Source organism: Pseudomonas abieticivorans (assembly GCF_023509015.1).
Lineage (GTDB): Bacteria > Pseudomonadota > Gammaproteobacteria > Pseudomonadales > Pseudomonadaceae > Aquipseudomonas > Aquipseudomonas abieticivorans.
Genome location: NZ_CP094975.1, coordinates 6,247,220 through 6,271,257, shown reverse-complemented (window position 1 = coordinate 6,271,257; position 24,038 = coordinate 6,247,220). Strand labels below are relative to the sequence as shown.

Below are 24,038 nucleotides of genomic sequence, written 5' to 3'. Positions count from 1 at the left end.
TGACGGCAGCCAAAAATAGCCGTTCCTGGGCTTGGACAATAATAAGAGTAACCTCCTATGCGCTCGATCAATGCGACAGAAGTCGTCAATTCCGCACGGCTGAATCGGTTTCACTACCTGTTGGTGTTCTGGTGCTCGTTCATCATGATGTTCGATGGCTACGACCTGGTGATCTACGGCTCGGTATTGCCCCACGTGATGAGCCAGTGGTCGTTGACCCCAGGCGAAGCGGGGATGTTGGGTGCAAGCTCGATGGTGGGCATGATGTGCGGCGCCGTAACGCTGGGCACCCTGGCCGACCGCTTGGGCAGGCGTCGGATCATCCTGTTTTGCGTGGCCCTGTTCAGCGTCGCGGCGCTGGCCAACGCCTTTGCCACGGGGCCGACCAGCTTTGCCACCTGCCGCTTTCTGACCGGTGCAGGCCTGGGCGGCGTGGTGCCTAACCTGGTGACCTTGCTCAAGGAAATGTCCCCGGGCAGTTGCCGCAACCGCCTGATCAACCTGATGCTCAGTTTTTTCGCGGTGGGTGGTTTGTTGTCTGGCCTGGCGGGGATTTACCTGATTCCGGCGTTTGGCTGGCAATCGCCGTTCTACATCGCGGGGGTGTCGTTGCTGGCCCTGCCGTTGTTGTACAAGACCTTGCCCGAGTCGGTCGCCTACCTGCTGCACCGTGATCACCAAGGCGAAGTGGCTGGCGTGCTGCGACGCATCAACCCGCAGCATCTGCCGGCCGGCGAGGTGAAATACGTACGTGCGCCTGATGAGCTGGGCGCTGCCGGCCATACCTCGATGGGGGCCCTGTTCGGTGATGGCCGTGCCCTGAGTACGTTGATGCTGTGGCTGGGGTTTGGCATGTGCATGTTGATGGTGTACGGCCTGAACACCTGGTTGCCCAAGCTCATGACCCAGGGCGGCTACCCGTTGGGCTCCAGCATCGTGTTCCTGGTGGTGATGAACCTGGGGTCGATCATTGGCACCCTGATCAGCGGCGTGTGCGCCGACCGTTGGGGGTGCAAGGCCACGCTGGTGGTGTTTTTCGCCTTGGCTGGCGTGTCGATTTCGATGCTGGGCTTGCGGCCCGACGCCTCGTTGCTTTACGGGCTGCTGTTGGTGGCAGGCGGCACTACCGTGGGTTGCCTGTCGGTGGTACACACCCTGGCAGCCGACCTGTACCCGACCCATGTGCGCGCAACCGGGGTGAGCATGGCGGCGGCCATCGGGCGTTGCGGTGCCGTGGCCGGGCCCCTGCTGGGCGGTTTGCTGATGAGCCTGGGGCTGGCGTTCGAGCACAACTTCATGGTGTTCGCGCTGCCTGCCGTGGTGGCGGTGTTCGCCGTGCTGCTGGTGGCACGTCAACCGGCCAGGCAGATCCTGAGCGTTCCTTCCCTGTAAACGCGGCGGCGCTGATACCAAGGCTGCTTGCCGCTGCACGTGTCATCAAAACAACAATAAAATGATCATGAGGAACGACGCATGAGTTCGTCCGTACGCCTTGGCGCCTTGGGCGCTATGTTTTCCGTGTGCTTGAGCCCCTGTGTTCGCGCCGACTTTGTGCAAGACAGCGGGCTGACCCTGGGGCTGCGCAACTTCTACCTGGACCGCGACTTCAAGCAAAACGATGCACCCAAGTCAAAGGTCGGTAGCTGGAGCCAGGGCTTTGACCTGAAATTTCGCTCCGGCTACACCCAGGGCATGGTGCAGTTTGGCCTGGATGCGTCCAGCCAGTTTGCCTATCGCCTGGATGGCGGTGGGGGGCGTGGCCCAGACACCGTGCTGCCCTACGATCAGAGCAAAGGTGAGCCGGTGCATCAGTACGGCCGTGGCGGGGTGACGGGCAAGGTCAAGGTGTCCAAGACCGAGATCAAGATCGGTGAACACCGGCCAACCTTGCCGGTGGCCTACACCGATGACTCCCGGCAACTGATGACCACATTTGAGGGGGCAACCCTGGAGTCCCACGAATGGGACAAACTGACCTTTAATGCCGGCCGCTTCTGGAAGATCGCCACCCGCGAATCGACCAACCGCGAGGACATTTACCTGTTCGGCGACAGCCCCACGCAGCACAGCGACGGCCTGGACTTTGCCGGTGCGCGCTACGACTTCACGCCCACGCTCAATGCCACCTATTTCTACGGCCAACTGGAGGACATCTACCAACAGCATTACTTTGCGTTAAACCAGACCCTGGACCTGGGCGAGGGCTACAGCCTCAAGAATGACGTGCGGTATTACGCCAACAAGGAAACTGGCGAACAGTTGTCCGGCCGCCTGGATAACCGTTCACTGGGCCTGATGACGGCGCTGCGCAAAGGGGCGAGCACCTACACCCTGGCGTACCAGCGCATGTTCGGTGACGACGCGTTCCCGCTACTCAATGGCTATGCGCCGCAACCCTACCTGGTGAACTGGTCGGTGCTGGGGTTCTACAAGGCCCAGGAGCGCTCCTGGCAGGCGCGCTACGACTACGACTTCGCAGCGCTGGGCGTGCCGGGGCTCAAGGGCATGGTGCGCTACCTGCGCGGTACCGACATCGATCGCGGTGCAGGCCTGGCGGACAACACCGAGAGCGAGCGCAATTTCACCCTCAGCTACGTGGTGCAAAGCGGGTTGCTCGCAGGCCTGGGGTTGGAGGCGCGCTACATCACCACCCAAGCACGCTACGGCGCCGAGTTCGATGAAACGCGGTTGATTGCGACCTATACGTGGAAGCTGTTTTGAGTGCTGGGCGCTAAGGTCTTTTGATCTGGCCGGTACACGTATCACGCCAATTCGACCAGCGGCGTTCCAGCAGCGCCAGCACGATATTGGAACGCGAGCAGACAGTTGCTCCTACCGGCATACCCCACCCTGTAGGAGCAGATTGATCCGCGAAAAGGTCGCTGCGGTGTTACCGATGAACCGCATCGTATTCTTCGCGGATAAATCCGCTCCTAGCGGCCACAATGCAGGAGCGGGACAGCTTAGAACGCGAATGCCTAACCCCGCGCATTCAATTATTCGACGATTTTGCGTCAGGCATACGAGTGCGCCACGTTACGCGAAAACCTTGGGTTGCGACGCCCGGCCAATCGTTTCTTCCAGCCTAATGTTGCGCGACAAGATTGAGGAACCGCCTTGTGCGTTCGTTGCTGGGGTTGATCAGTACGTCATCCGCCGAACCGTCGGCAACGATGCGCCCGTGCTCCATGAACAGCACGCGGTCGGCCACGTCGCGGGCGAACTTCATCTCGTGGGTCACCAACAGCATGGTCATTTGCTGTTCATGGGCGATACTGCGGATCACCGCCAGCACCTCGCTCACCAACTCCGGGTCGAGCGCCGAGGTCACTTCATCGAACAGCATCACCTGGGGCCGCATGGCCAGCGCGCGGGCGATGGCCACGCGCTGTTGCTGGCCGCCGGACAGCGTTGCCGGGTAGGCCTGGGCCTTGTGGGCCATGCCCACCAAAGCCAGGTAGGCGTGGGCACGCTCCAGCGCCTCTTCACGGCTGAGTTTTAGCACTTGTAGCGGCGCTTCGATGACGTTCTGCAGCACGCTCAGGTGCGGGAACAGGTTGAACTGTTGGAACACCATGCCCACCCGATGCACCACCGGTGGGCGTTTGCGACCCGGCCATTGCCAGCCGCGCGGCGGCGCGGGCACGGGGTCGCCCGCCACTTCGATGCTGCCGCCCTGGTAAGTCTCAAGGCCCTTGATCAAGCGCAGGACGGTCGACTTGCCCGAGCCACTGGGGCCGATCAGGGCCACCTTCTGGCCCTGCGGGATGCTCAGGTCCAGGTGGTCGATGACTCGCGTGGCGCCGAAATCTTTCACCACCTGCCTCAGGCGGATCTGTGCGGGGGCGGTGTGCTCAGGCATGGCTGCGGCGTTCCAGGTAGTTGAACAACAGTGAAGTGGGCACGCTGATCAGCAAGAACAGGATGGCCATCAGCGTGTACGGCTCGTTGTAGCGGTAGGTCATGCCGGCCACCTGCTTGGCCGCCTGGAACAGTTCGGGAATGGTGATCACCGCCAGCAGGGGGGTCTCTTTGAACATGCCGATCAGGTAGTTGCCCAGCACCGGTACCATGGGTTTGCAGGCCTGGGGCAGGACGATTCGCCGCCAGATTTGGGCGCGGCTGAAGTCCAGGGCGCGGGCGGCCTCCCATTGGCCGGCAGGCACACCTTCGATGGCCCCGCGGTAGGCCTCGGCGATGTACGCGCTGTAGTACAGCCCCAGGCCGATCACGCCGGTGGCAAACGCCGGCAGGGTGATACCGGCCTGGGGCAGCACGAAAAACAGCGCGTACAGTTGCACCATCAAGGGCGTGTTACGGAAAAAGCTCAAGTAGCCCTTGCTTGCCCCGCGCAGCACAGGCCGTTGGCTGCGACCGGCCAGCGCCAGCACCAGGCCCAACACCACCGCCAGCACAAAACCCAGCACCACCACTTGCACGGTCACCCACAAACCTGCCAGCAGGTCGGGCAAGATCGACCAGGCAAACGCGCTATCGAAGTCCATGCCTTACTCCTTCGCTCGGCGCCAGGCCGTGCTGTGCTGCTCGTAGCGGCGCACCAGCGCGCTCAGCGGCCAGGCCATGAAGAAATAGCACAGCAACACGATGCTCCAGATCAGCGACTGGTTGCCTAGGGTGGTGATCAACTGGCTGCCGGAAAACGTCAGGTCGCTCAGCGTGATCAAGGACACCAGCGAGGTGGTCTTCATCAGCTCCACCAACTGGTTGCCCAAGGGGGGCAACATGAATGGCAAGGCCTGGGGCAGGATGATCCGCCGCAAGGCCGCCGGTCGGCCAAAGTCCAGCGCCCGCAGTGCATCGTGCTGGCCTTGGCTGACGTTCACCAGCGCTGCGCGAATGATCTCCGCGCCGTAGGCGGAAAAGGTCAGCCCCAGGCCGATCACGCCAGTGGCCATGGGCGGCAGGCGAATGCCGAACAGGGGCAGGATGAAAAACAGGTAAAACAGCAGCACCAGTGCCGACAGCCCACGCAGCACCTCGACATAGGTGGCGGCGAAGGCCCGTAGCAGGCGCCAGCGCGACAGGCGCATCAAGGCAATGGCGAATGCCAGCACCAGCACCAGCAGTTCGGCCATCACGGTGATTTCCAGCGTCACCAGCGCGCCGTGGCCCAGTTGACGGGCAATGAACAGCGCGTTTTCCATGGTTACAGGCTGCAACGCTGGGCGGCAGTGACGCGGGTGTCCGGCAGCTCGTTTTCGGTGTAGCCGTACTTCTGCAGGATCTTGAGCAACTGGCCAGAGGCGCGCAACTTGGCCAGTTGCTCATTGAAGGCTTGAGCAAAGGCTGGGTCATTGCGCGGCAGGCCGTAGGCATGATAGTTCCAGGTGGGGTTGCCCTGGGCATCGGGAATCTGTTCAAACGGCAGCGCCCGCTCGATGTCCGGGCTGTTGGCCTTGGCCACCAGGCCGATGATCTCGGCGTCGGGGAAGTACACCACGTCCACGCGATCGGCTTCCAGGGCCGCCAAGGCCTCGGTGTCCTTGTCGAACAGCACGACGTTGGCGGTGGTGATGCCACTGTCCTTGGCTTCTTGCACTTGGTTGGAGCCGGTTTGCGTCGCCAGGCGCGCCTTGCCATTGCTGGCGACGTCCTTGAGGCTGTGCAGTTTGAGCGGATTGCCGGCCTTGACGATGAAGGCACCACCGGAGCGGGTGACCGGGTTGGAGAAGCTGATCACCTTGCAGCGGTTCGGGTTGATGAACAGGCCGGCGCCGATCAGGTCGAAACGCTGCGCGGCAAGGCCGGGCACCAGCGAACCGAAGTCGGTGATCGGGGTGTCGAGGTGGGTGATGCCCAGGGGTTCGAGAATGGCCTGTAGCACCTCGATATTGGCGCCGGTGGCTTTGCCATCGGTACCGATATAGGCATAGGGTTGTTCGTTGGCGATACCGGCGGTCAGGCCCTCGCTGCGGCCTTTTTCCAGCAGCCCGGCAGCCGTGGCGACGCCGCTGGTCAGTGCAGTGAGCGACAGTGCGCAGCCCAGTAGGGCCGCCAGAGGCAAACGTTTGGTCGATGTCATGAGCGAAAGCCGGGAAAGGAGATCGCAGGACTTTAAAGGTATAACAGGATATTTTTAAATATCATTAAGTAATAATCATATGCGCTTGAACGCTGCGATAGCAGACCTCAATCCAGTTGAGTGAACCCCAGGTGTGCCGCCTGCCGTTGGTAACCCAGCAGTACTGCATAATCATGCAACTGCGCAGGCAACACGGCCTTGATGGCCAGCAGGTGCGCCACCTCGGGCAACTGCAACAGTGCGCTGTTCATCGCCTCGCGCAATTGCTCGACGGGCAGGCCGTGGGCACTGGTGATATAGGGCAGGGTGGGGCTCGACGCGGTGCGCCCCAGCACCCGCACGCCGTGGACAACCTCTGGCGCATAACGGGCCAGATAGGCAAAGGTGACGCTGTCGATGGCGGCCAGGTCAGCTTCGCCCGCCGCCACCCGGCGCAGGCTTTCACGATGGCTGCCGCTGATGCTCAGGTGCGAGAAAAATCGACCTTTTTGCGCCAGGGGCGCCAATGCATGGCGCAGCAGGTTCATACCGCTGTTGGAGTCTTCGCTGTTGATCACCCCGCGGCCACCGCGCAGTTCAGCCAACTGCTGCCAGGGGGCTTGCTGGTTGACGACCAACAGGCTGCAATGCTCGCCGGCCTTGGCGTCGGGCAGGTCAAAGCAAGGCCGGCCCACGACGCGCACCTGGTCCTTCAAACGGGTCATCAGCGGGTAGCCGCAAGTCTGGCTCAGCAGCAGGCGTGGGTTGAGCCACAACTGCTCCAGCGGTTCGTCATCGCGCACGCGGGTCGTGATGCCCAGCAGCCGCAAGGTCAGCGCCAGCCATTGTTCACTGGCCTGCTGAACCTGGGTGGGGGCGATGTACATCGGCAGTTCGGCGATCATGCGCGCTCCTCAATGCCAGGGGTGTCGCGGGCTGTCGATGGGCCGAAAACCGTGGCGGCTGAACAGCGCGCCATAGCCGCGCACCAAAAACTGGCCGCTGCGCCGCAACCAGTCTTCGCGCCGCTGCGCATACACCCGGGGCAAGTAATACCACGGCAGGCCGGGCAGGTCGTGGTGGATGAGGTGCAGGTTCAAATTCAGGAACAGCCAGCGCCACGGCCAGCCGGCCTCGTTGATCACCGAACGCTGCTCGGGCGAGGCGGCCGGGCGGTGCTCGTAGTAGGAGCGCACCATCGACAGCGCCAGGGCCAACACGCTGGCCAGCAGGTAAGCGGCCACCGACAAACCACCTTGGCCATGCACGAAATACAGCAGCGCCGCCACGCATGCAGCGTGGCATAGCCACATGGCCCACGCTTGTAATACACCGTGGCGCAAGCGGCTCAGCTCCCCGGCCAGCAGGTTGGCCAGCGCCAATGCCGGCCCCACTAGCAAACGCCCGAACAGGGTCTTGTTCACCCAGTGCAGGCCCCGCCCGGCCAGGCTGCTGCGGTCCCAGGCGTGGCGGTCAAAGTAGCGGCTTTCCGGGTCCAGGTGCGGGCAGGTCAACTCGGCGTCGCGATGGTGCAGCAGGTGGCTGTCGCGGTACAGCGTGTAGGGGTACCAGAGGGCAATGGGCGCATAACCCAATGCCTTGTTCAACCAGGCCAGGCGGGTAGGGTGGCCGTGCAGCAACTCATGCTGCAGCGACATCCAGAACGTTATCAGCGGCACCAGCAACAGCAACGTCAGCCCTTGGCCCAGGCGGGGGCTGTAATGGATCAAGCCGAACCAGGCGGCATAGGTGCCCAGCAACAGCAGCCAGGTTGGCCAGTCGGTGCGGGCGGTCAAGCTTGATTGCAACTGGTTGATGTGGGTTTGGTGGGCAGCGTCGAGGTAAGCAGGCATGTGTCAGAACCCAGGCAGTTTATGTTGCAGGGCCAGTGGTCTGGTGTGCGCACCTTAGCAATTTTGGTTATGCGTGAATAATCACATTGGGCTACTGTAATAGATCAATTGGGAATTAATACAAGGCGGCTGTCGGCGGGCCGTTGGGGGGACGTTAGTGATTGTGGATGATTGTCCGGACCTGTGTGTTCTGTTTTATCGCTGCGTGGTGGCAATACCTCGCTGCTGATTGTTTTTGCTCGCCCTGTTCGCCAGCCTGCTCCATTTGTTAAGCCCATAACCCATCACCGTCGCCACCATGATGAACGTCGCCAAGCTGTGCAACGGTGAAAACGGCAAGTAGGCCAACAGCACGCAGCCACCGGCGCCGACCAGGGCGATGAGCACAAAGCGTGCGGCCGCCTTTGCGGGCGGTTTTGTCGCGACATCCATGTTTTTTTCTCGAAGGTGGCCCCGTTGTCTTTGATAGCAATCACCATGCCCAATGGCGCCCTCAAGCGTCGATAAAGCAAAGTGGTAAACTGCGCGCCTTTCACCCGCACGTGAGCGCCCCTTGAACGACACCGCAATAGAATGTGTGCCCACCGGCCCCGAGCACCTGAGCCTGATCCGCAACCTCTACCAGTTTTATGCCTACGAGTCCTCGGACTGGGAGCAGGAAGACGTGGAGGTCGACGGGCGTTTCTACATCCACGACGAGCACCTGGCGCGCTACTGGCAAGACGCCGGGTGGAGCGCGCAGTTGCTGTTAGTGGACGGTTTTATCGCAGGCTTTTTGTTGATTGAAAAAAGTGAACTGGCGGGGATCGATGCGCTGGAATTGGCTGACTTGTTCATCCTGAAAAAGTACCGTCGGCAGGGCATTGGCCGGGCGTTGGCCCGCCAGGTATTGCTGGGCGGCCAGGGCGATTGGCTGGTGCGCTTCTATGCGCAGGATGAACCGGCCCGGTTGTTCTGGCGCGCGGTGCTGGATGACTTGCCACGGCCGGTTCAGGTGCTGGCGCTGGAGGATGATCCGCAGTTGCTGAGTTATTTCATCGGTCGGTAGATCAGAGGCCGAGCTGCGCCACCCATTCTTCAACCGAGTCTGCGCTGCTCATTTTCGGCTGCACCAAGCCGTCGACCATGAACGTTGGCGACACGTGAATGCCGTTCTGGCGCGCGTATTTGGCGTGCCATTTGATCTCCTGCTCCAAGGCCGGCGCGGCAAAGGCCTGGGCCAGTTTCACGCCGCTGTAGCCTTCCAGCCGGGCGATGATGTCATTGGGGGTGGCATTGAGGTTCGGGCCGCCGGCGTGCTTTTCGAACTCGAACTCCTCGCGATGGGCGCCAATGGCCGCCATCACGGCCTTGGCCGTATGCTTGCCGCCTTCCAGGGTAGACGCCGCCAGGATGCAGCGCACCAGCACGGGCGAGAACATGTGCCAGGGCTGGGATTGCAGGCGGACCTTGACGGTGATGTGCTCTTCACCGGCCTGCGCCAGCAGTTCGTCGAGTTTGTTGAAGGCCTTGACGGAAAACGGGCAGGTGGGCTCCAGGAACATTTCCAGGACGCGAGGGCCGTGGCCCCATGAAAGCGGGTCTGCTGGCTTTTCCAAGGTGTACTCCTGTGGGTTGAGTTGAACGCTACTGGAACGATGCCTGATAAGCCTTGACCGCGTCCAGCGCGCAGGCCTCATCCTTGTCGCCGCCCGGTGCACCGGAAACCCCCAGCCCACCGATGACCTGGTGGTCTGCCTTGCGCAGGGTCACCCCGCCGGCGATGAACAGCACTTCGGGCACCGTGTTCAATGCGCCGTTGGCAGGCCCGTCCAGGTGGGCGGCGATCAATTCGCTGGTGGTGTTCTTGTCAAACGCCTGGCCATAGGAAAACGCCGTGTAAGCCTTGCGGTAGGCCACCGACAGCGATTGCAACGGCACGCTGTCGCCCTTGATCACCACCTGTTCATGCCCACTGGGGTCGACCACCGCGGCCGTTACCGAATAGCCTTTGGCCGCGCACAGGGCCACGGCTTTGCTCGCCAATTGCTCGGCGGTCTGCCAAGGCAGCTTCTGGGTGGTGATCAACGGGGCAGGGGCCGCATCGGCAACGGCTGCGCCCAGTAGCCCGGCCAGGGTCAGGATCGATAAGGCAGTGCACTTCAATTCCATGGATGTTCAACCTCCTGTTCGACAAGGCCTTAGTATCACCAACAGCGTTATCGGGAAAACCGGATATTCTCGGAATATCTTTCCGATATACCGGCTAATCCGATGCATGATGTTTCCGATATGGTGGTGTTTGTGGAGGTCGTCCGCCAGGGCGGGTTCAGCGCTGCAAGCCGGCACCTGGGTCTGGCAAGCTCAGTGGTCAGCGACCGGGTCAAGGCGCTGGAACTGCGCTTGGGCATGAAACTGCTGCACCGCACCACCCGCAGCCAGGCGCTCACCGAAGGCGGCCAGGTGTACCTGGAGCACGCACGGTGCATCGTCGCCGACATCGAGGCGATGGAAGCCTTGGTGCTGGAAACCGCGACCGCGCCGCGCGGGCCTTTGCGCGTGACCGCGCCGGGGCCTTTGGGGCAGCGCCACATGGCGCCGTTGGTGGGGCAGTTCAGCCAGGCACACCCGCACATTCAGGTGCATCTGACACTGGATGATCGGTTCAGCGATATCGTCGGCGAAGGCTTCGATGTGGCCGTGCGCGGCGGGCCGTTGATCGACAGCCAATTCACCGGCCGCCGGCTGTTCGACACCCGCCGCGTGGTAGTCGCAAGCCCGGCGTATCTAAAGCGTGCCGGTGTGCCGGCCACGCCCCGGGATTTGCCGCAGCACCGCTGCCTGGTGTTCAACCATCAAGGGCATTTTCACGCTGATTGGCGTTTTGGTCGCGGGGCGCAGGCGCACACCCTGCGCCTGGACGGTGCGCTGGCAACCACCCACTCTGAACTCCCCATCAGTTGGGCCTTGCAAGGCCTGGGGCTGACCCAGAAGTCCTGGTGGGAGGTGGCCGAGCACGTGGCGCAGGGTAACTTGCGCACGGTGTTGGAGGTGTACGAGCCAGACCCGGTGTCGTTCTATGCGATCCACCCGGTGCGGGCGGCGCAGTCGCGCAAGGTGGGGTTGTTTGTCGAGGCGTTGGTGGCGTGGTTCGAGGCGTTCGAGTAAGGGGCGCGCCAACGCCCTCAAAACCGATTCAACCGATAGGCCTCAAGCGCCGCTAAACCCTGAAAATGCACCAGGGGCGCCGCCAGTTCGGCAACCCATTCAGCCGTCACCGCAGCCTGGGTCAGCCCCAAGTGCTGGTGCCCGAAGGCAAGCAGCACCTTGCCGTCGCAGACCTTGTCGATGATCGGCAGGGAGTCGGGCAACGACGGGCGAAAGCCCATCCAGGGCGTGGCGTCGCTGGCGTCCAGGTCCTGGCGAAACAACCCTTGGCTCAAGCGCTGCAACTGCCAGGCGCGGGCCAGGGTGGGCGGGCTTTCGAGGCCGGCGAATTCGACACTGCCGGCCAGCCGCAGGCCGCCTGCCATGGGCGTCATGATGAACTTGCGCTCCAGTGAGGTGACCGCAAACGGTAGCCGGTCGTGTTCATGGGGCAGCATCAGGTGATAGCCGCGTTCGGTGTCCAGGGGCACGTGTTTGCCGGTCAATTGCGCGGTCAGTTTTGCCGAATGGGCGCCGCAGGCGATCAGTACCTGGCGGGCGTCCAGGCGGCCCTGATCGGTGGCCAGCGACACGCCGCCCATATGCAGATGGCCGCCGCGCACGTGCTGGCGTTGAAACTGCACGCCACAGGCCTTGGCGACCTCCACCAGCTCGCAGACCACCCGGTAGGGGTCGATAAAATGCCCTGTTGCGGGAAAAAACAAGCCGCCCTGCAAATGCTCGCTCAACTGGGGCGCGGTTTCGCACAGGGCACTGGCAGGCCAAAAGTCGACTGGCACCTGTTGCTGGCCCAGGCGCGCTTGTAGCGCTTCAAGCAACGGGCGGGATTCGGGCCGCTCGAACACCAGCAACGAGCCTTCTTGCTTGAGCAGGTCGGGACGGCCCAGGCTGCGCAGCAGTCGTTGCCAGGCGCCCAGGCTGGCTTCGTTGAGCGTGCGCAGGCCGGCCACCGTGCGTTGGTAGGGCGCCGGGCGCAGGTTCAACAGCAAGCGGGCGAACCAGGGCAGCGCCTGTGGCAGGTACTTCCAATCCACGCGCAAGGGCCCCAAGGGGTCTGTCAGCATGGCCGGCAGGCGTTTGAGTATCGACAGGTCGGCGATCGGGAACACCTGCTCGGTGGCCAGGTGCCCCGCGTTGCCATACGAGGCGCCATGGCCTGGGGGTTGACCGTCGATGACCACCACCCGCATGCCCCGGCGCGCCAAGGCCAGTGCACAGGTGACGCCGATGATGCCGGCGCCCACCACCGCGATATCAACGGGCGGCTCCTTCAGCATGCCGCAAGCTCGGCCGCCCAATGGGCGTACCACTGGCGAAACAGGGTGTACTGGAGTTCTGCGTAGTGGCGCTGGGCATCGCTCAGCGCGTCAGTCTCGTTAAAGTGCAGGGTGTACCCCTGATCACCGTTGAGCACCATCAGGTGTTTGTAAAACAGCACCAGGTCGCAGCCTTCGTCGAAGGAGGAGAGCACCGCCAACGCCGATTCCAGTTCCCGGGCCAAGCGCCTGGCGCGGGCGTCTCCCTGGGCCGCTTGCTTGCTCAGGGCCACCAGGTGCAGCACCTCGCGGGGCAATGCATTGCCGATGCCGGTGATCGCGCCGGTGGCGTTGCAATTGACGAAGCCGTGCACCACCTGCGTGTCGACGCCCACCATGAGGGTCACGGCATCATCCTGTGAGGTGATGTTTTCGGCGGCGTAACGCAAGTCAGCCGCGCCACCAAACTCCTTGAAACCGACCAGGTTGGGGTGCTCGCGGCGCAACTCGAAGAACAGTTCGGCACGGGTCGCAAAACCGTAGTAAGGGCTGTTGTAGATCACCGCCGGCAACTGCGGCGCAGCGTTCAGGACGGCGCCAAAGTGAGCCTTTTGCGCCGCCGGCGAGGCGCCGCGGGACAGCACCCGAGGGATGACCATCAGGCCATGGGCCCCGACCTCGGCGGCATGAGCGGCGTGGGCCACCGCCTCGCGGGTGTTGACCGCACCGGTACCGACGACGGTCGGCACGCCAGCGGCCACCAGGCGTGCCACGCCCTCTTGGCGTTGACCTTGGGTGAGCAGCGGCCAATCGCCCATCGAGCCGCAATACACCACGGCGCTCATGCCGATATCGATCAGCTCGCGGCCCTTGGCGACCAGGGCGTCGAAGTCCGGTTGGCGCGCGGCGGTGCAGGGGGTCATCAGTGCTGGCATGCAGCCGTTGAACACGTTATCGCTCATGGTGGCTCCTTCAGGAATTAAAACGATTGGTCTAAATGCCCCAGGCGAAGGGGTCTTGTTCATCAATCAGCAGGGTGCTGTCGGCGGTCATGTAGGCACGGCCTGTGATGAAGGGGCGAATGCGCTCGCCCACCCATTGATAGCGGCCTTCGAACTGGCTGCCGGTGATGCTCGCCTGCACCCAGCGCTCGCCCTCGGCCAGCTTGCCATCGGCCGCCAGGCACGCCAGCTTGGCGCTGGTGCCGGTGCCGCAGGGGGAGCGGTCGTACGCCTTGCCTGGGCACATGACGAAGTTGCGGCTGTCGGCTTGCGCGTCGTCGGCAAACAGCTCGACGTGGTCGATCAGCGCGCCGTCTTCGCCGTACAGGCCCTGGTCTTCAAGCGCCTTGAGCAGGGCCCAGGTGAAATCGGTGAGCCGCGCCACGTTGTCCAGGTGCAAGCGCTCGCCGTGTTCGGCCACCAGGAAAAACCAATTGCCGCCCCAGGCGATGTCGCCATACACGCGGCCGTAGCCAGGCACCTCGACCGGCACCTGCCGTTGATACCGGTAAGCCGGGACGTTGCCCACGGTGACCGCGCCGTCTGTGTGCAGGGTGGCGCTGACCTGGCCCACGGGGGTATCGATCAGGTGTTCGCCAGGGCTGATCAAACCCAGGTGCTGCAAGGAGGCGACCAGGCCGATGGTGCCGTGGCCGCACATGCCCAGGTAACCGGCATTGTTGAAGAAGATCACCCCGCAGGTGGCATTTGGAGATACCGGTTCGCAGTACAGGGCCCCCACCAGCACGTCGTTGCCCCGCGGCTCCAGCAGGCAGGCGCGGCGCCAGCGGTCATGCTGGTCACGCAGGGCATCGCGCTTTTGGGCCATGGTGTCGCCGGCCAGTTGAGGAAAGCCTTGCATCACCAGGCGAGTGGGCTCGCCGCCAGTGTGGGAGTCGATGACCTTGACCTTGTGCATGGTTCAAATCCGTGTGAGAGCGGTGACACAAGAGTGGCCGCAGAGGGCCATCAGGCGCTTGATGGTTTTCGCCATGGGTGATGACGAAATCGGCACAGTTCAGCGACCTGCCGCAGGCCGCTGGACACCTGGCAGGGGCTGGGGCAAGCTGGCCGCACGGGCTGGCCCGTTCAGCGGGGGTGATTGATGTTGCAGAGTCCACTGACGATGCTGGGCCAGGGTAGCGCCCAGCAGCGCCCCGAAACCCTGGATGACATGCTCTGCAACGTGGCCCCCCTGTTGCCGATGCTGGACGTCATCCCTAACGCGGTGATCTTCATCAAAGACCTGCAAGCACGCTATGTGCTGGCCAACCGCACGTTGGTCCAGCGCTGCGGCTTCAAGCGCTTGCAGCCGCTGCTGGGCAAGACCAGCGCACAGGTGTTTCCCGCGCAGTTGGGGCCTGGGTACACCGAGCAAGACCGTCGTGTGCTTGAGCAAGGGCTGGTACTGGAAGACCAACTGGAACTGCACTTGTATGGCAGCCGTGAACCTGGCTGGTGCCTGACCCACAAGCGTGCGATCCACAACCGAGGCGACCAGATCATCGGCCTGGTGGGCATTTCCGTGGACCTGCAGTCGGCCAGCGACAGCCACCCGGCGTACCAGCGCCTGGCAGCGGTGGACGCGCACATCCGCGCCCATTTCAGCCGCCCGGTCAGCATGGCCGAACTGACCCGCATCGCCGGCATCTCCGTGGCCCAACTGGAGCGCTACTGCAAGCGGGTGTTCCACCTGACCCCTCGGCAGATGATCCACAAGGTGCGCCTGGAGCATGCGCACCGCCTGCTGCACAGCGCCATGCCCATCACCGAGGTGGCCATGCAGTGCGGTTACACCGACCACAGTGCGTTTACCCGTCAGTTCAAGACGCTGACGGGGTTTACGCCCCGGCAATATCGTCAGGCAACCCAGCAGTAAGCCACTGACAGAGCGCCCCTCAAGACGGCAAAGAAAAAATCAAACGTTAAAATCGTAGCGCTGCGATTATTTCTGGAATATGCTTTTGTTGAAATTGCAGCGCTGCGAATTTTGATCGTTTCAGCGCTGGGAACTCACTGAGCACTGCTCATTCCCTTTTGATAAGAGGTATTCCATGCCCGGCCAACACCCACTCCAGACCTTCGCAAGCTGCCTGAAAGCTCCCGGCGCGCCCATCGGCACCTGGCTGATGTCGGGCTCGGCCAGCACGGCCGAGGCGCTGGGCTATGCAGGTTTCGACTGGCTGCTGGTCGACATGGAGCACGTGCCGATCGAATACCGCGACCTGTGGCACATTTTGCAGGCCATTCAGTGCACCGGCGCGCAGCCCATCGTGCGGCTGGCCGGCAACGACCCGGTGCTGCTCAAGCGGGCCCTGGACCTGGGCGCATTCAACGTCATGGTGCCATTCGTGGAAAACGCCGAGCAGGCGCAGGCGGCGGTCAACGCGGTGAAATACCCGCCCTTGGGCACCCGTGGTTTTGCCGCCGTGCACCGTGCCAGCCGCTATGGCACCTGGGCCAACTATGGTCGCGAAGCCAACGACGCGGTGACGTGCATCCTGCAGATCGAAACGCCCAACGCGCTGAACAACCTTGAGGCGATTGCCGCCATACCCGGCGTCGATGCGCTGTTTTTGGGCCCTGGCGACCTTTCGGCCGCGTGCGGGCACATCGGCAACCCGGGGCACCGGGACGTTCAGGCGATGATCAGCGACGCCATCGTGCGGGCGAAAAAAATCGGCATGCCCATGGGCATCGTCGGTGGCACCCCGGAGCTGGTGCACAGCTACCTGGAGCAGGGCTATGCCTTCGCCGCCGTGGCCTCGGACATGGCCATGATGATGAAAAAAGCGAATGAATTTTTGACCGCGCTCAAGGCGAACCAGGCCCCGGCCGCCGTCGCGACCCCTTATTGATGGCGCTCTGGGCCCACGGTGGTTTTTTGCTATGCGTGGCCCTGGCCACGTTCGCCCAGAACACCACCGGTTTTGCCTTCGGGCTGTTGCTGCTGGGGCTTACCGGTTTGCTGCAACTGGCCCCGGTGGAAACCGTGGCCAACGTCAGTTCGGTATTGACCCTGATCAACGCCTTCGTGCTGCTGCGCAATCGCCCCCAGTTGGCGCCCCGGCTGATGGCACTGATTTTGGTGTGCAGCCTGGCGGGGGTAGGGGTGGGTGTGGAGTTGTTGGGCCTGCTGGGTACCCATGAGCGTGACCTGCTGCAACTGTTGCTGGGCGTCACCATCGTGGTGTGCAGCTTGCTGCTGGTGGTGCGTTCGCGCCCGCTGGCGCAGTTGTCGGGTGGCTTGGGGTTTTCCTGTTTTGCCGGGCTCTCCGGGGTCATGGGCGGGTTGTTTTCCAGCGCCGGGCCGCCGCTGGTCTACCAGCTGTACCGCCAACCGCTGGCGACCCAAGTGGTGCGCGACACCTTGATCGTGGTGTTCGCGGTGAACGCCTTGCTGCGCTTGACGCTGATGGCTTGCACCCAGCGCTTCGACCTGCAGGCCGGCTACCTGGCGCTCGAAGCGCTGCCCGTGGTGTTCGGGCTGACCTGGTACATGCGTCGCCACCCACCGGCCATCGCGCCCAAAGCCCTGCGCCTGGGGGTGTTTGCCCTGCTGCTGTTGGCGGGGGCAAGCCTGATGGTTCAGGCCATCAATAGCGTGTAGCGCTGCAGATGTGCTGTGCAGCCAACCTTTGAACAGTCTTTTGAATTGTGCGGAAACCATCATATGCCTGATCACCGAGTCAAACTTGAAGCCCTGCGCAGCCAGCGCTGGTTCGCCCCGGATACCATCCGCGCCTTCGCCCACCGCCAGCGCCTGCAACAGATCGGCCTGCGCCGTGAAGAGTTCATGGGTAAGCCGGTGATTGCCATCCTCAACACCTGGAGCGAAATGTCGCCCTGCCACTCGCACCTGCGCGAGCGCGCCGAGGCGGTCAAGCGCGGTGTGTGGGCGGCGGGCGGCTTTCCGGTAGAGCTGCCCGTGCAGTCGGTGGGCGAGGTGATGGTCAAGCCCACCACCATGCTTTACCGCAACCTGCTGGCCATGGAAACCGAGGAATTGCTGCGCTCGCTGCCCATCGACGGTGCGGTTCTGCTGGGCGGTTGCGACAAGTCCACCCCGGGGCTGCTGATGGGCGCGCTGAGCATGGACCTGCCGATCATCTACTGCCCGGCCGGGCCGATGTCCAACGGCCAGTGGCGCGGGGTCAAGACCGGTGCCGGCACGCACACCAAGAAGTACTGGGACGAGCGCCGCCTGGGGCTGATCGACACCGTGGCGTGGGAGGAACTGGAAGGGGCCATGACCCGTTCCATCGGCACCTGCAACACCGTGGGCACGGCGTCGACCATGACCAGTATCGCCGACGCCATTGGCTTCACCTTGCCCGGCGCCTCCAGCATCCCGGCCGCCGACGCTGCGCACCCGCGCATGGCCTCGCAGTGCGGCCAGACGATCGTGGACCTGGTGTGGCGCGACCGGCGCCCGTCCACCTGGCTGACCCCTGCGCACTTTGCCAATGGGGTGGCGGTGTACATGGCCATGGGCGGCTCCACCAACGCGGCCATCCACCTGATTGCCATTGCCCGCCGCGCCGGTGTCGACCTGACCTTGGACCAACTGGCGCTGACGGCGGCGAAGATTCCGGTGCTGCTCAATTTGTTCCCCTCGGGCAACGCCTTGATGGAGGACTATCACTTCGCGGGCGGCCTGCGGGCGTTGATGCGCGAGATCGCGCCGTTCCTGTCGTTAGAATGCGCTGGTGCCACCGGGCAGACCTGGGACGCGTTGTTGGCGGATGCGCCCTGTTACGACAGCGACATTATCCGCAGCCTGGACAACCCGGTCGTAGGCCTTGAACAGGGCGCCACCCTGGCCTTGCTGCGCGGCAACCTGTGCCCCGACGGCGCGGTGATGAAGAGTTCTGCCGCCAGCCCCAGCCTGCGCCAGCACTCGGGCCCGGCCCTGGTGTTCGATGACCACGAGACCTTGAGCCGGATGATCGACGACCCGTCGCTGGACATTACCGCCGACACCGTTCTGGTGTTGCGCAACGCCGGGCCGGTGGGCGCGCCGGGCATGCCGGAGTGGGGCAACCTGCCCATTCCCAAGAAATTGCTGGAGGCGGGTGTGCGCGACATGCTGCGCATCTCCGACTCACGCATGAGCGGTACCCACTACGGCAGTTGCGTGCTCCACGTGGCCCCTGAAGCGGCCGTCGGTGGGCCACTGTGCCTGGTGCGCACAGGCGACATCATCGACCTGGACATCGCGGCGGGCACCTTGAACATGCGCGTCAGTGACGCCGAGCTTGCGCGCCGGCGTGCCGAACACGTGCCCGTGCACCGCCGGTACGGCCGGTCGTTTGCCGCCCTGTACCAACAACACGTGACCCAGGCCAACGAAGGCTGCGATTTCGACTTTTTGCAGGCCGGCGAAGCCGTGCCCGAACCGCAGATCCACTGATACGCGCGCCTTTCTCGATCACCTTCACAGGAGTTGCAACCGATGCTCAGCCTCAAGGATCCATCGCTGTTCAAACAGTTGGCCTATATCGACGGCCAATGGGTGGGGGCCGACAGCGGGGCCACCTTCGACGTCACCAACCCGGCCACGGGCGAAGTCATCGCCCAGGTCCCGCAAATGGGCGAGGCCGAAGCCGAGCGCGCGGTGGTGGCCGCGCACAAGGCGTTCAAGCAATGGAAGCGCAAGACCGCCAAGCAACGCGCCGAGTTGTTGCAGGCCTGGTACGCATTGATGCAGGCCAACCTGGACGACCTGGCCCACATCCTGACCGCCGAACAGGGCAAGCCGCTGGCCGAAGCCTTGGGTGAGTTGGCCAATGGCACTTCGTTCGTGCAGTGGTTCGCCGAAGAGGCCAAGCGCATCTACGGCGACACCATCCCCCAGCCCTCGGCCGACAAACGCATCATCGTCACCAAGGAGCCGATCGGCGTGGCCGCAGCCATTACACCGTGGAACTTCCCCCACGCCATGATCACCCGCAAGGTGGCACCAGCGCTGGCGGCCGGTTGCGCCATGGTACTGCGCCCGGCCAGCCAAACGCCGCTGTCGGCCTTGGCGCTTGCGGTACTGGCCGAGCGCGCCGGCATCCCGGCCGGGGTGTTCAGCGTGGTCACCGGCAGCGCCACGCAGATCGGCGGCGTGCTGACCCGCCACGCCCTGGTGCGCAAGTTCAGTTTTACCGGCTCCACGCCGGTGGGGCGCCTATTGATCGGCCAGTGCGCCGACACGGTCAAGAAGGTCTCCATGGAACTGGGGGGCAACGCGCCGTTTATCGTCTTTGACGATGCCGACCTGGACCAGGCGGTGGAGGGCGCCATGCTGTCGAAGTTTCGCAATGCCGGGCAGACGTGCGTCTGTGCCAACCGTATCTATGTGCAAGACAACGTCTACGAGCAGTTCGCCAGCAAGCTTGCAGCCGCGGCGCAAAAGCTGGTGCTGGGTGACGGCACGCACCCTGGCGTGACCCAAGGGCCGATGATCGATGAGGCGGCGGTACGCAAGGTGCAGGAGCACATTGCCGATGCGTTGGAGAAGGGCGCCCGGTTGCTCACCGGTGGGCAGCGGCACGCCCTGGGCGGCAGCTTCTTCGAGCCGACGGTACTGACCGAGGTGACCGCCGACATGAAGGTCGCCCATGAGGAAACCTTCGGGCCACTGGCGCCCTTGTTTCGCTTCAGCACTGAGCAAGAAGTGGTCGAGCAGGCCAATGCCACCGAGTTCGGCCTGGCCAGTTACTTCTATTCCCGTGATGTGGGCCGGGTACTGCGAGTGAGCGAGGATTTGGAATACGGCATGGTCGGCGTCAACACCGCCGCGATCGCCAACGAAATGGCGCCGTTTGGCGGGGTCAAGCAATCCGGATTGGGCCGTGAAGGTTCCCACTATGGCATCGATGATTACCTGGAGATCAAATACGTGTGCCTGGGGGGCGTGGACCGCGTGTAGGCGCGAACTCACCGTGGTGGTCTTTTCGCGGATAAATCCGCTGCTACGGGTGTGTACTTCCGTAGGAGCGGACTCATCCGCGAAGAGCGCACTGCGGTGTGTCTGATGCACCGCGTTGTGCTCTATAGTTAACCGTGCAATCGCCACACCCACCCAGTGCCAACGGGAGACAGACAATGCGCGTCATGGTGTTTGTTAAAGCAACCCAGGACAGTGAAAAGGGCACGCTGCCCAGCGCTCAATTGCTCGAGCAAATGGGCCGGTTCAACGAGGAGTTGCTCGGCGCCGGCATCCTGCGTAACGCCGACGGCCTCAAACCCTCCTCGCAGGGCAAGCGCGTGGCGTTCGATGGCCCCGGCCGCACGGTCGTCGACGGGCCTTTCGCGGCCACCGGCGAACTGGTGGCCGGCTTTTGGCTGTGGGAGGTCAAGGACATGGACGAGGCCGTGGCCTGGGTAAAACGTTGCCCCAACCCCATGCCAGGCCCGAGCGAGATCGAAATCCGGCCGCTGTACGAGATGTCGGATTTCGACGGCGTGTAAACGGATAGAGCCGCGAACGCCCAGCACGGTAATTTCTGGCAGACCGCAGCGTGCGTTCCGCTGATCGATCCGCGCCTACTCTGTCGCCTGGGCAAAGCCATTTCGCTTGGCCGACCACACTACCGCCAGTGTTGCCACCAGCAACAACAGCACGGCCGGCGAAAAGGCGCCCGTGCCGAATTGGCCCAGCAGTAACCCACCCACGATCCCCCCACCGGCAATGGCCAGGTTCCAAGCGGTCACCAGCATGGACTGCGCCACGTCGATGGCGTTGCCAGCGGTGTTGGCCAGCGCCGTCTGGAACAGCGTCGCGGCCCCCCCGAACGCCAGGCCCCAGCAGCCAATGGCCGCGTACACGGCGATAGGTTCGCTGGCGGCCACGCCCATGACTAAGGCCGCACCGCCGAACAGCGCGGTACTGGCCAAGGTCAGCAGGCGCAGGTGGCGGTCGATCAACACGCCGGTTATCCAGATGCTCAGCAACGACGTCAGGCCGAACACCAACAGCACCAGGTCGGTGCGTGATTCCAGCCGGGCGCTGGCCAGGTAGGGGGCGATGTAGGTGTAGAGGATGTTGTGCGCGAGCACGAACGCCAGCACCACCAACAGCACCGGGCGCACGCCGGGTATCAGCAGTACTTGCCTGGCAGACACGCGTTTGCCCGCCGGGCTGCCGGCAAAATCAGGCACGCGCCAACGCACCCAGGCAATCAGTAACAGTGTTAGCAGGCTGATCAGGCCAAAGCACAGGCGCCAGCCCACCAGGTTGCCGAGCAGGGTGCCGGCGGGCACCCCCAGCGACAGGGCCAGCGGGGTGCCGACCATGGCCACCGCGATCGCACGGCCTTTTTGCGCCTCGGGCACCATGCGTGCGGCGTAGCCTGCCAGCAACGCCCAGAGCAACCCCGCCGACACGCCTGCCAAAAAGCGCGCGAGCAAGGTCAGGCTGAAGTGGGTCGACAGCGCCGTGAGGGTGTTGGCCACGGCGAAGCCTGCGATGGCGCTGAGCAGCAAGGTCCTGCGCCGCACGCCTTGGGTCGCGGCCATCAAGGGGATCGCCGCCAACAGCGAGCCGATGGCGTACACCGTCACCATCTGCCCGATCCAGGCTTGCGGTACCTGCATGCCTGCGGCGATCTGTGGCAGCAGGCCTGCCGGTAGTGCTTCGGTCAGGATCGTGATGAACCCCGCCATGGCCAGCGCCAGCAGGGCGGCCAGCGGCAGGCGCTGGGCACTGTCCGTAGGCGGGGTAAGAGTAACAGCGGGCATCGCAACGTTCCTTGTATTCGGTTTGCGAGTACCTTAGAAACTCTGCGACTGTGGAAAAAGTAGGGTAATGTTCCTCGCTCTACGGACAATCAGTTCCGCAATGGGTGGGTGCAATGGACAGCCTCAACGGCTTTGTGGTGTTTGTTCAGGTGGCCGAAGCCCGCAGCTTCGTCGCGGCAGGGCGCTTGCTGGGGGTGTCCGCGTCGGCGGTGGGCAAGAGCGTGGTGCGCCTGGAAGAAAAGTTGGGAGTACGGCTTTTTCATCGCAGCACCCGCAGCGTCACGCTCACGGCCGAGGGCGCGATGTTTTTGGCGCGCAGCCGGCGCATCCTCGCAGAGATCGAAGCAGCCCAGCAGGAACTCACGCAAGCGGCCGGTGTGCCCCGTGGCCGCCTGCGTATCAGCCTGCCCTTGGTGAGCCCGTTGATGCTGCCGGTGCTGGGCCAGTTCATGGCCGACTACCCGCAGATCGAACTGGACCTGGATTTTACCGATCGCCTGGTCGACGTCATCGAGGATGGGTTTGATGCGGTCATCCGTACCGGCGAGCCAAAAGACTCCAGGCTCTCGGCGCGCAAGCTGGGCACCTTCCGCCTGTTGCCGGTCGCAGCGCCGGCCTACCTGCAGCGGCATGGAACGCCCCAGGTGCCGGCCGACCTGCTGCACCACCGCTGCTTGCATTACCGCAACCCCAGTACCGGCAAGTTGGAGCGTTGGGCCTTGAACCTCGCGCCAGGGGAGCCGGAGCTGCAACTGCCTGTCGCGATGATTTGCAACAACATCGAAACGCGGGTGAGCTTCGCGCTGCGAGGGTTGGGGATCGCCTACCTGCCGGACTTCGCGATCAAGCAGCCGCTGGCCGACGGCCGCTTGCAACCGGTGTTGGCGGACTGGGTGGATGAGACCAACGTGTTCTATGTGCTGTGGCCGGCCAGCAAGCACCCTTCGCCGAAGATTCGGGTGTTGGTGGACTACCTGAGCGAGCATGTATTTGCGCGAGGGTAGGGGCAGGCCAGGCGCCACCGGGCTGGCGATTAAAAAATCAACGCGGGCAGGCACTTATGTGACTTTTGAGGGTCAATCACCGCGCACCGGCGGCACTCGCCGCTTGTTCACATCCTTTTCCAATTGAAGTTGCCAACGCATGCACCTACGCAAAATTGCAGTTGGGCTTTCGGCCCTTGTTTTGCTCTCGACCGGCGCGCAAGCCCGCGGTCTGCTGGACCTCATCAATGTACCCGGGCCACACGCCAGCCATGCCGGCTCGGCCAGCGCCAGCTCGGCCCTGCAACTGTATTCCAGCCAACAGCAACAGCCCTCGTTCGACAGTTGTGCGCAACTGTTCCCAGGCGCCAAACCCATCAACACGGCCACCGTGCCGGCCACCATGAAACCCCTGGCGCTGTGCTCCGACAACTTCGCGGTGCTGTACTCGCAAACCAGCAAAACCCCGCTGGTGGTGGTGGAGCGCCTGAACGCGGCGCAACTCAAGGACGCCAAAGGAGAGGAGCGCACCAACCAGTTCTACCCCGACCCGCGCATCCCCAAGGGGGGGCGGGCAGAGTTGAGCGACTACCGTGGCCAGCACCCGGCGGTGGACCGTGGCCATCAATCCCCGGCTGCCGACGCACCCAACCCCAACGCGATGGCCCAGACCTTCGCGCTGTCGAACATGGTGCCGCAAGACCCCACCAACAACCGTAAGATCTGGAGCAAGGTCGAGTCGGACGTGCGCAAGTTCGCCAAGCGTGCCGACGGCAACGTGTTCGTGTTTACCGGGCCGATCTTTGACTCAGGCCACTCCACCATCGGCGACAACAAGGTCTGGGTGCCTACTCGCCTGTTCAAGCTGGTGTACGACGCCGCGTCCAAGCGCGCCTGGGCCTATGTGTTGCCCAACGCCGAGACCGCGATCCAGCGCCCGATGGACTATCAGACCTTCGTCAAGACGACTGGTCTGAACTTGTTGGGTAACCTGCCGGTAAGCGGTTCGGTGGGCCGCACGTAATACTGATCGGCGCCCGGCGGCG

25 protein-coding genes are annotated in these 24,038 nt (G+C 63.5%); 12 read left to right on the top strand and 13 right to left on the bottom strand.

The window, feature by feature from the left end:
* Positions 1–57 precede the first annotated feature (57 nt).
* On the top strand, positions 58–1,392 hold the full coding sequence (locus L9B60_RS28445) for an MFS transporter (RefSeq protein ID WP_249674400.1): 1,335 nt from the start codon (positions 58–60) through the stop codon (positions 1,390–1,392).
* Positions 1,393–1,509: 117 nt separating this feature from the next.
* Positions 1,510–2,721, top strand: coding sequence for an OprD family porin (locus tag L9B60_RS28440; RefSeq protein WP_249680199.1), 1,212 nt, complete (start codon positions 1,510–1,512; stop codon positions 2,719–2,721).
* A 364-nt stretch (positions 2,722–3,085) separates the two neighbouring features.
* Here the strand turns inward: L9B60_RS28440 and L9B60_RS28435 are convergent, their stop codons facing one another.
* From L9B60_RS28435 to L9B60_RS28405, 7 genes are all read right to left on the bottom strand, one after another.
* A complete protein-coding gene (locus L9B60_RS28435; RefSeq protein WP_249674398.1) occupies positions 3,086–3,862 on the bottom strand; it encodes an amino acid ABC transporter ATP-binding protein in 777 nt (258 codons plus the stop codon).
* The gene (gene ehuD, locus L9B60_RS28430) at positions 3,855–4,505 is read right to left on the bottom strand and encodes an ectoine/hydroxyectoine ABC transporter permease subunit EhuD (RefSeq protein ID WP_249674397.1); all 651 of its coding nucleotides are present in this window, start codon (positions 4,503–4,505) and stop codon (positions 3,855–3,857) included. Before ehuD ends, L9B60_RS28435 begins: the two co-directional genes overlap by 8 nt.
* Before the next feature lie 3 nt (positions 4,506–4,508).
* Entirely contained in the window at positions 4,509–5,165 is a 657-nt protein-coding gene (ehuC, locus tag L9B60_RS28425) for an ectoine/hydroxyectoine ABC transporter permease subunit EhuC (protein ID WP_249674396.1), read from the bottom strand.
* A gap of 2 nt (positions 5,166–5,167) precedes the next feature.
* Positions 5,168–6,043: an ectoine/hydroxyectoine ABC transporter substrate-binding protein EhuB gene (gene ehuB, locus L9B60_RS28420; RefSeq protein WP_249674394.1), complete on the bottom strand. Its 876-nt coding sequence runs from the start codon at positions 6,041–6,043 to the stop codon at positions 5,168–5,170.
* A 107-nt stretch (positions 6,044–6,150) separates the two neighbouring features.
* Entirely contained in the window at positions 6,151–6,927 is a 777-nt protein-coding gene (locus L9B60_RS28415) for a phosphate/phosphite/phosphonate ABC transporter substrate-binding protein (protein WP_249674393.1), read from the bottom strand.
* 9 nt (positions 6,928–6,936) lie between these two features.
* Positions 6,937–7,875: a fatty acid desaturase gene (locus L9B60_RS28410; RefSeq protein WP_249674392.1), complete on the bottom strand. Its 939-nt coding sequence runs from the start codon at positions 7,873–7,875 to the stop codon at positions 6,937–6,939.
* Between the two features lie 195 nt (positions 7,876–8,070).
* On the bottom strand, positions 8,071–8,307 hold the full coding sequence (locus L9B60_RS28405) for a hypothetical protein (protein ID WP_249674390.1): 237 nt from the start codon (positions 8,305–8,307) through the stop codon (positions 8,071–8,073).
* A 121-nt stretch (positions 8,308–8,428) separates the two neighbouring features.
* Here L9B60_RS28405 and L9B60_RS28400 point away from each other — a divergent pair, with 121 nt between their 5' ends.
* Positions 8,429–8,923 (top strand): GNAT family N-acetyltransferase, encoded by a 495-nt coding sequence (locus L9B60_RS28400; protein ID WP_249674388.1) that lies wholly within the window; start codon positions 8,429–8,431, stop codon positions 8,921–8,923.
* A gap of 1 nt (position 8,924) precedes the next feature.
* Here L9B60_RS28400 and L9B60_RS28395 read toward each other — a convergent pair whose 3' ends face one another.
* Together L9B60_RS28395 and L9B60_RS28390 are read right to left on the bottom strand one after the other, a co-directional pair.
* Positions 8,925–9,419: a DsbA family protein gene (locus tag L9B60_RS28395; RefSeq protein WP_249680197.1), complete on the bottom strand. Its 495-nt coding sequence runs from the start codon at positions 9,417–9,419 to the stop codon at positions 8,925–8,927.
* Between the two features lie 82 nt (positions 9,420–9,501).
* Positions 9,502–10,026: a GlcG/HbpS family heme-binding protein gene (locus L9B60_RS28390; protein WP_249674386.1), complete on the bottom strand. Its 525-nt coding sequence runs from the start codon at positions 10,024–10,026 to the stop codon at positions 9,502–9,504.
* A 102-nt stretch (positions 10,027–10,128) separates the two neighbouring features.
* On the opposite strand from L9B60_RS28390, the gene L9B60_RS28385 reads away from it, so the two are divergent.
* Complete coding sequence (locus L9B60_RS28385; protein WP_249674385.1) at positions 10,129–11,022, top strand: LysR family transcriptional regulator; 894 nt, start codon at positions 10,129–10,131, stop codon at positions 11,020–11,022.
* Positions 11,023–11,039: 17 nt separating this feature from the next.
* Here the strand turns inward: L9B60_RS28385 and L9B60_RS28380 are convergent, their stop codons facing one another.
* The 3 genes from L9B60_RS28380 to L9B60_RS28370 are packed head-to-tail and all read right to left on the bottom strand — an operon-like array spanning position 11,040 to position 14,198.
* Positions 11,040–12,299: an NAD(P)/FAD-dependent oxidoreductase gene (locus tag L9B60_RS28380; protein ID WP_249674383.1), complete on the bottom strand. Its 1,260-nt coding sequence runs from the start codon at positions 12,297–12,299 to the stop codon at positions 11,040–11,042.
* A complete protein-coding gene (locus L9B60_RS28375) occupies positions 12,293–13,240 on the bottom strand; it encodes a dihydrodipicolinate synthase family protein (protein ID WP_249674381.1) in 948 nt (315 codons plus the stop codon). The genes L9B60_RS28380 and L9B60_RS28375 overlap by 7 nt, the downstream gene beginning before the upstream one ends.
* A gap of 31 nt (positions 13,241–13,271) precedes the next feature.
* On the bottom strand, positions 13,272–14,198 hold the full coding sequence (locus tag L9B60_RS28370; RefSeq protein WP_249674379.1) for a 4-hydroxyproline epimerase: 927 nt from the start codon (positions 14,196–14,198) through the stop codon (positions 13,272–13,274).
* 186 nt (positions 14,199–14,384) lie between these two features.
* Here L9B60_RS28370 and L9B60_RS28365 point away from each other — a divergent pair, with 186 nt between their 5' ends.
* The 6 genes from L9B60_RS28365 to L9B60_RS28340 all read left to right on the top strand — a co-directional run bounded on the left by L9B60_RS28365 (position 14,385) and on the right by L9B60_RS28340 (position 20,740).
* Entirely contained in the window at positions 14,385–15,158 is a 774-nt protein-coding gene (locus L9B60_RS28365) for an AraC family transcriptional regulator (protein WP_249674378.1), read from the top strand.
* 175 nt (positions 15,159–15,333) lie between these two features.
* The gene (locus tag L9B60_RS28360; protein WP_249674376.1) at positions 15,334–16,137 is read left to right on the top strand and encodes an HpcH/HpaI aldolase family protein; all 804 of its coding nucleotides are present in this window, start codon (positions 15,334–15,336) and stop codon (positions 16,135–16,137) included.
* Positions 16,137–16,889: a hypothetical protein gene (locus tag L9B60_RS28355; protein WP_249674374.1), complete on the top strand. Its 753-nt coding sequence runs from the start codon at positions 16,137–16,139 to the stop codon at positions 16,887–16,889. Before L9B60_RS28360 ends, L9B60_RS28355 begins: the two co-directional genes overlap by 1 nt.
* 63 nt (positions 16,890–16,952) lie before the next feature.
* Positions 16,953–18,692, top strand: a complete 1,740-nt coding sequence (locus L9B60_RS28350) for a 6-deoxy-6-sulfo-D-gluconate dehydratase (protein ID WP_249674372.1) — start codon at positions 16,953–16,955, stop codon at positions 18,690–18,692.
* Positions 18,693–18,734: 42 nt separating this feature from the next.
* A complete protein-coding gene (locus L9B60_RS28345) occupies positions 18,735–20,198 on the top strand; it encodes a 3-sulfolactaldehyde dehydrogenase (RefSeq protein WP_249674370.1) in 1,464 nt (487 codons plus the stop codon).
* A 176-nt stretch (positions 20,199–20,374) separates the two neighbouring features.
* Positions 20,375–20,740 (top strand): YciI family protein, encoded by a 366-nt coding sequence (locus tag L9B60_RS28340; RefSeq protein ID WP_249674369.1) that lies wholly within the window; start codon positions 20,375–20,377, stop codon positions 20,738–20,740.
* A 75-nt stretch (positions 20,741–20,815) separates the two neighbouring features.
* On the opposite strand, the gene L9B60_RS28335 is transcribed toward L9B60_RS28340, so the two are convergent.
* Positions 20,816–22,009, bottom strand: a complete 1,194-nt coding sequence (locus L9B60_RS28335) for an MFS transporter (RefSeq protein ID WP_249674367.1) — start codon at positions 22,007–22,009, stop codon at positions 20,816–20,818.
* Positions 22,010–22,122: 113 nt separating this feature from the next.
* Between L9B60_RS28335 and L9B60_RS28330 the strand changes: the two genes are divergently transcribed.
* Positions 22,123–23,013: a LysR family transcriptional regulator gene (locus tag L9B60_RS28330; protein WP_249674366.1), complete on the top strand. Its 891-nt coding sequence runs from the start codon at positions 22,123–22,125 to the stop codon at positions 23,011–23,013.
* 139 nt (positions 23,014–23,152) lie between these two features.
* Positions 23,153–24,016 carry a DNA/RNA non-specific endonuclease gene (locus L9B60_RS28325; protein ID WP_249674364.1) on the top strand — a complete coding sequence of 288 codons (864 nt, stop codon included), beginning with the start codon at positions 23,153–23,155 and terminating at the stop codon, positions 24,014–24,016.
* Positions 24,017–24,038: the final 22 nt, after the last annotated feature.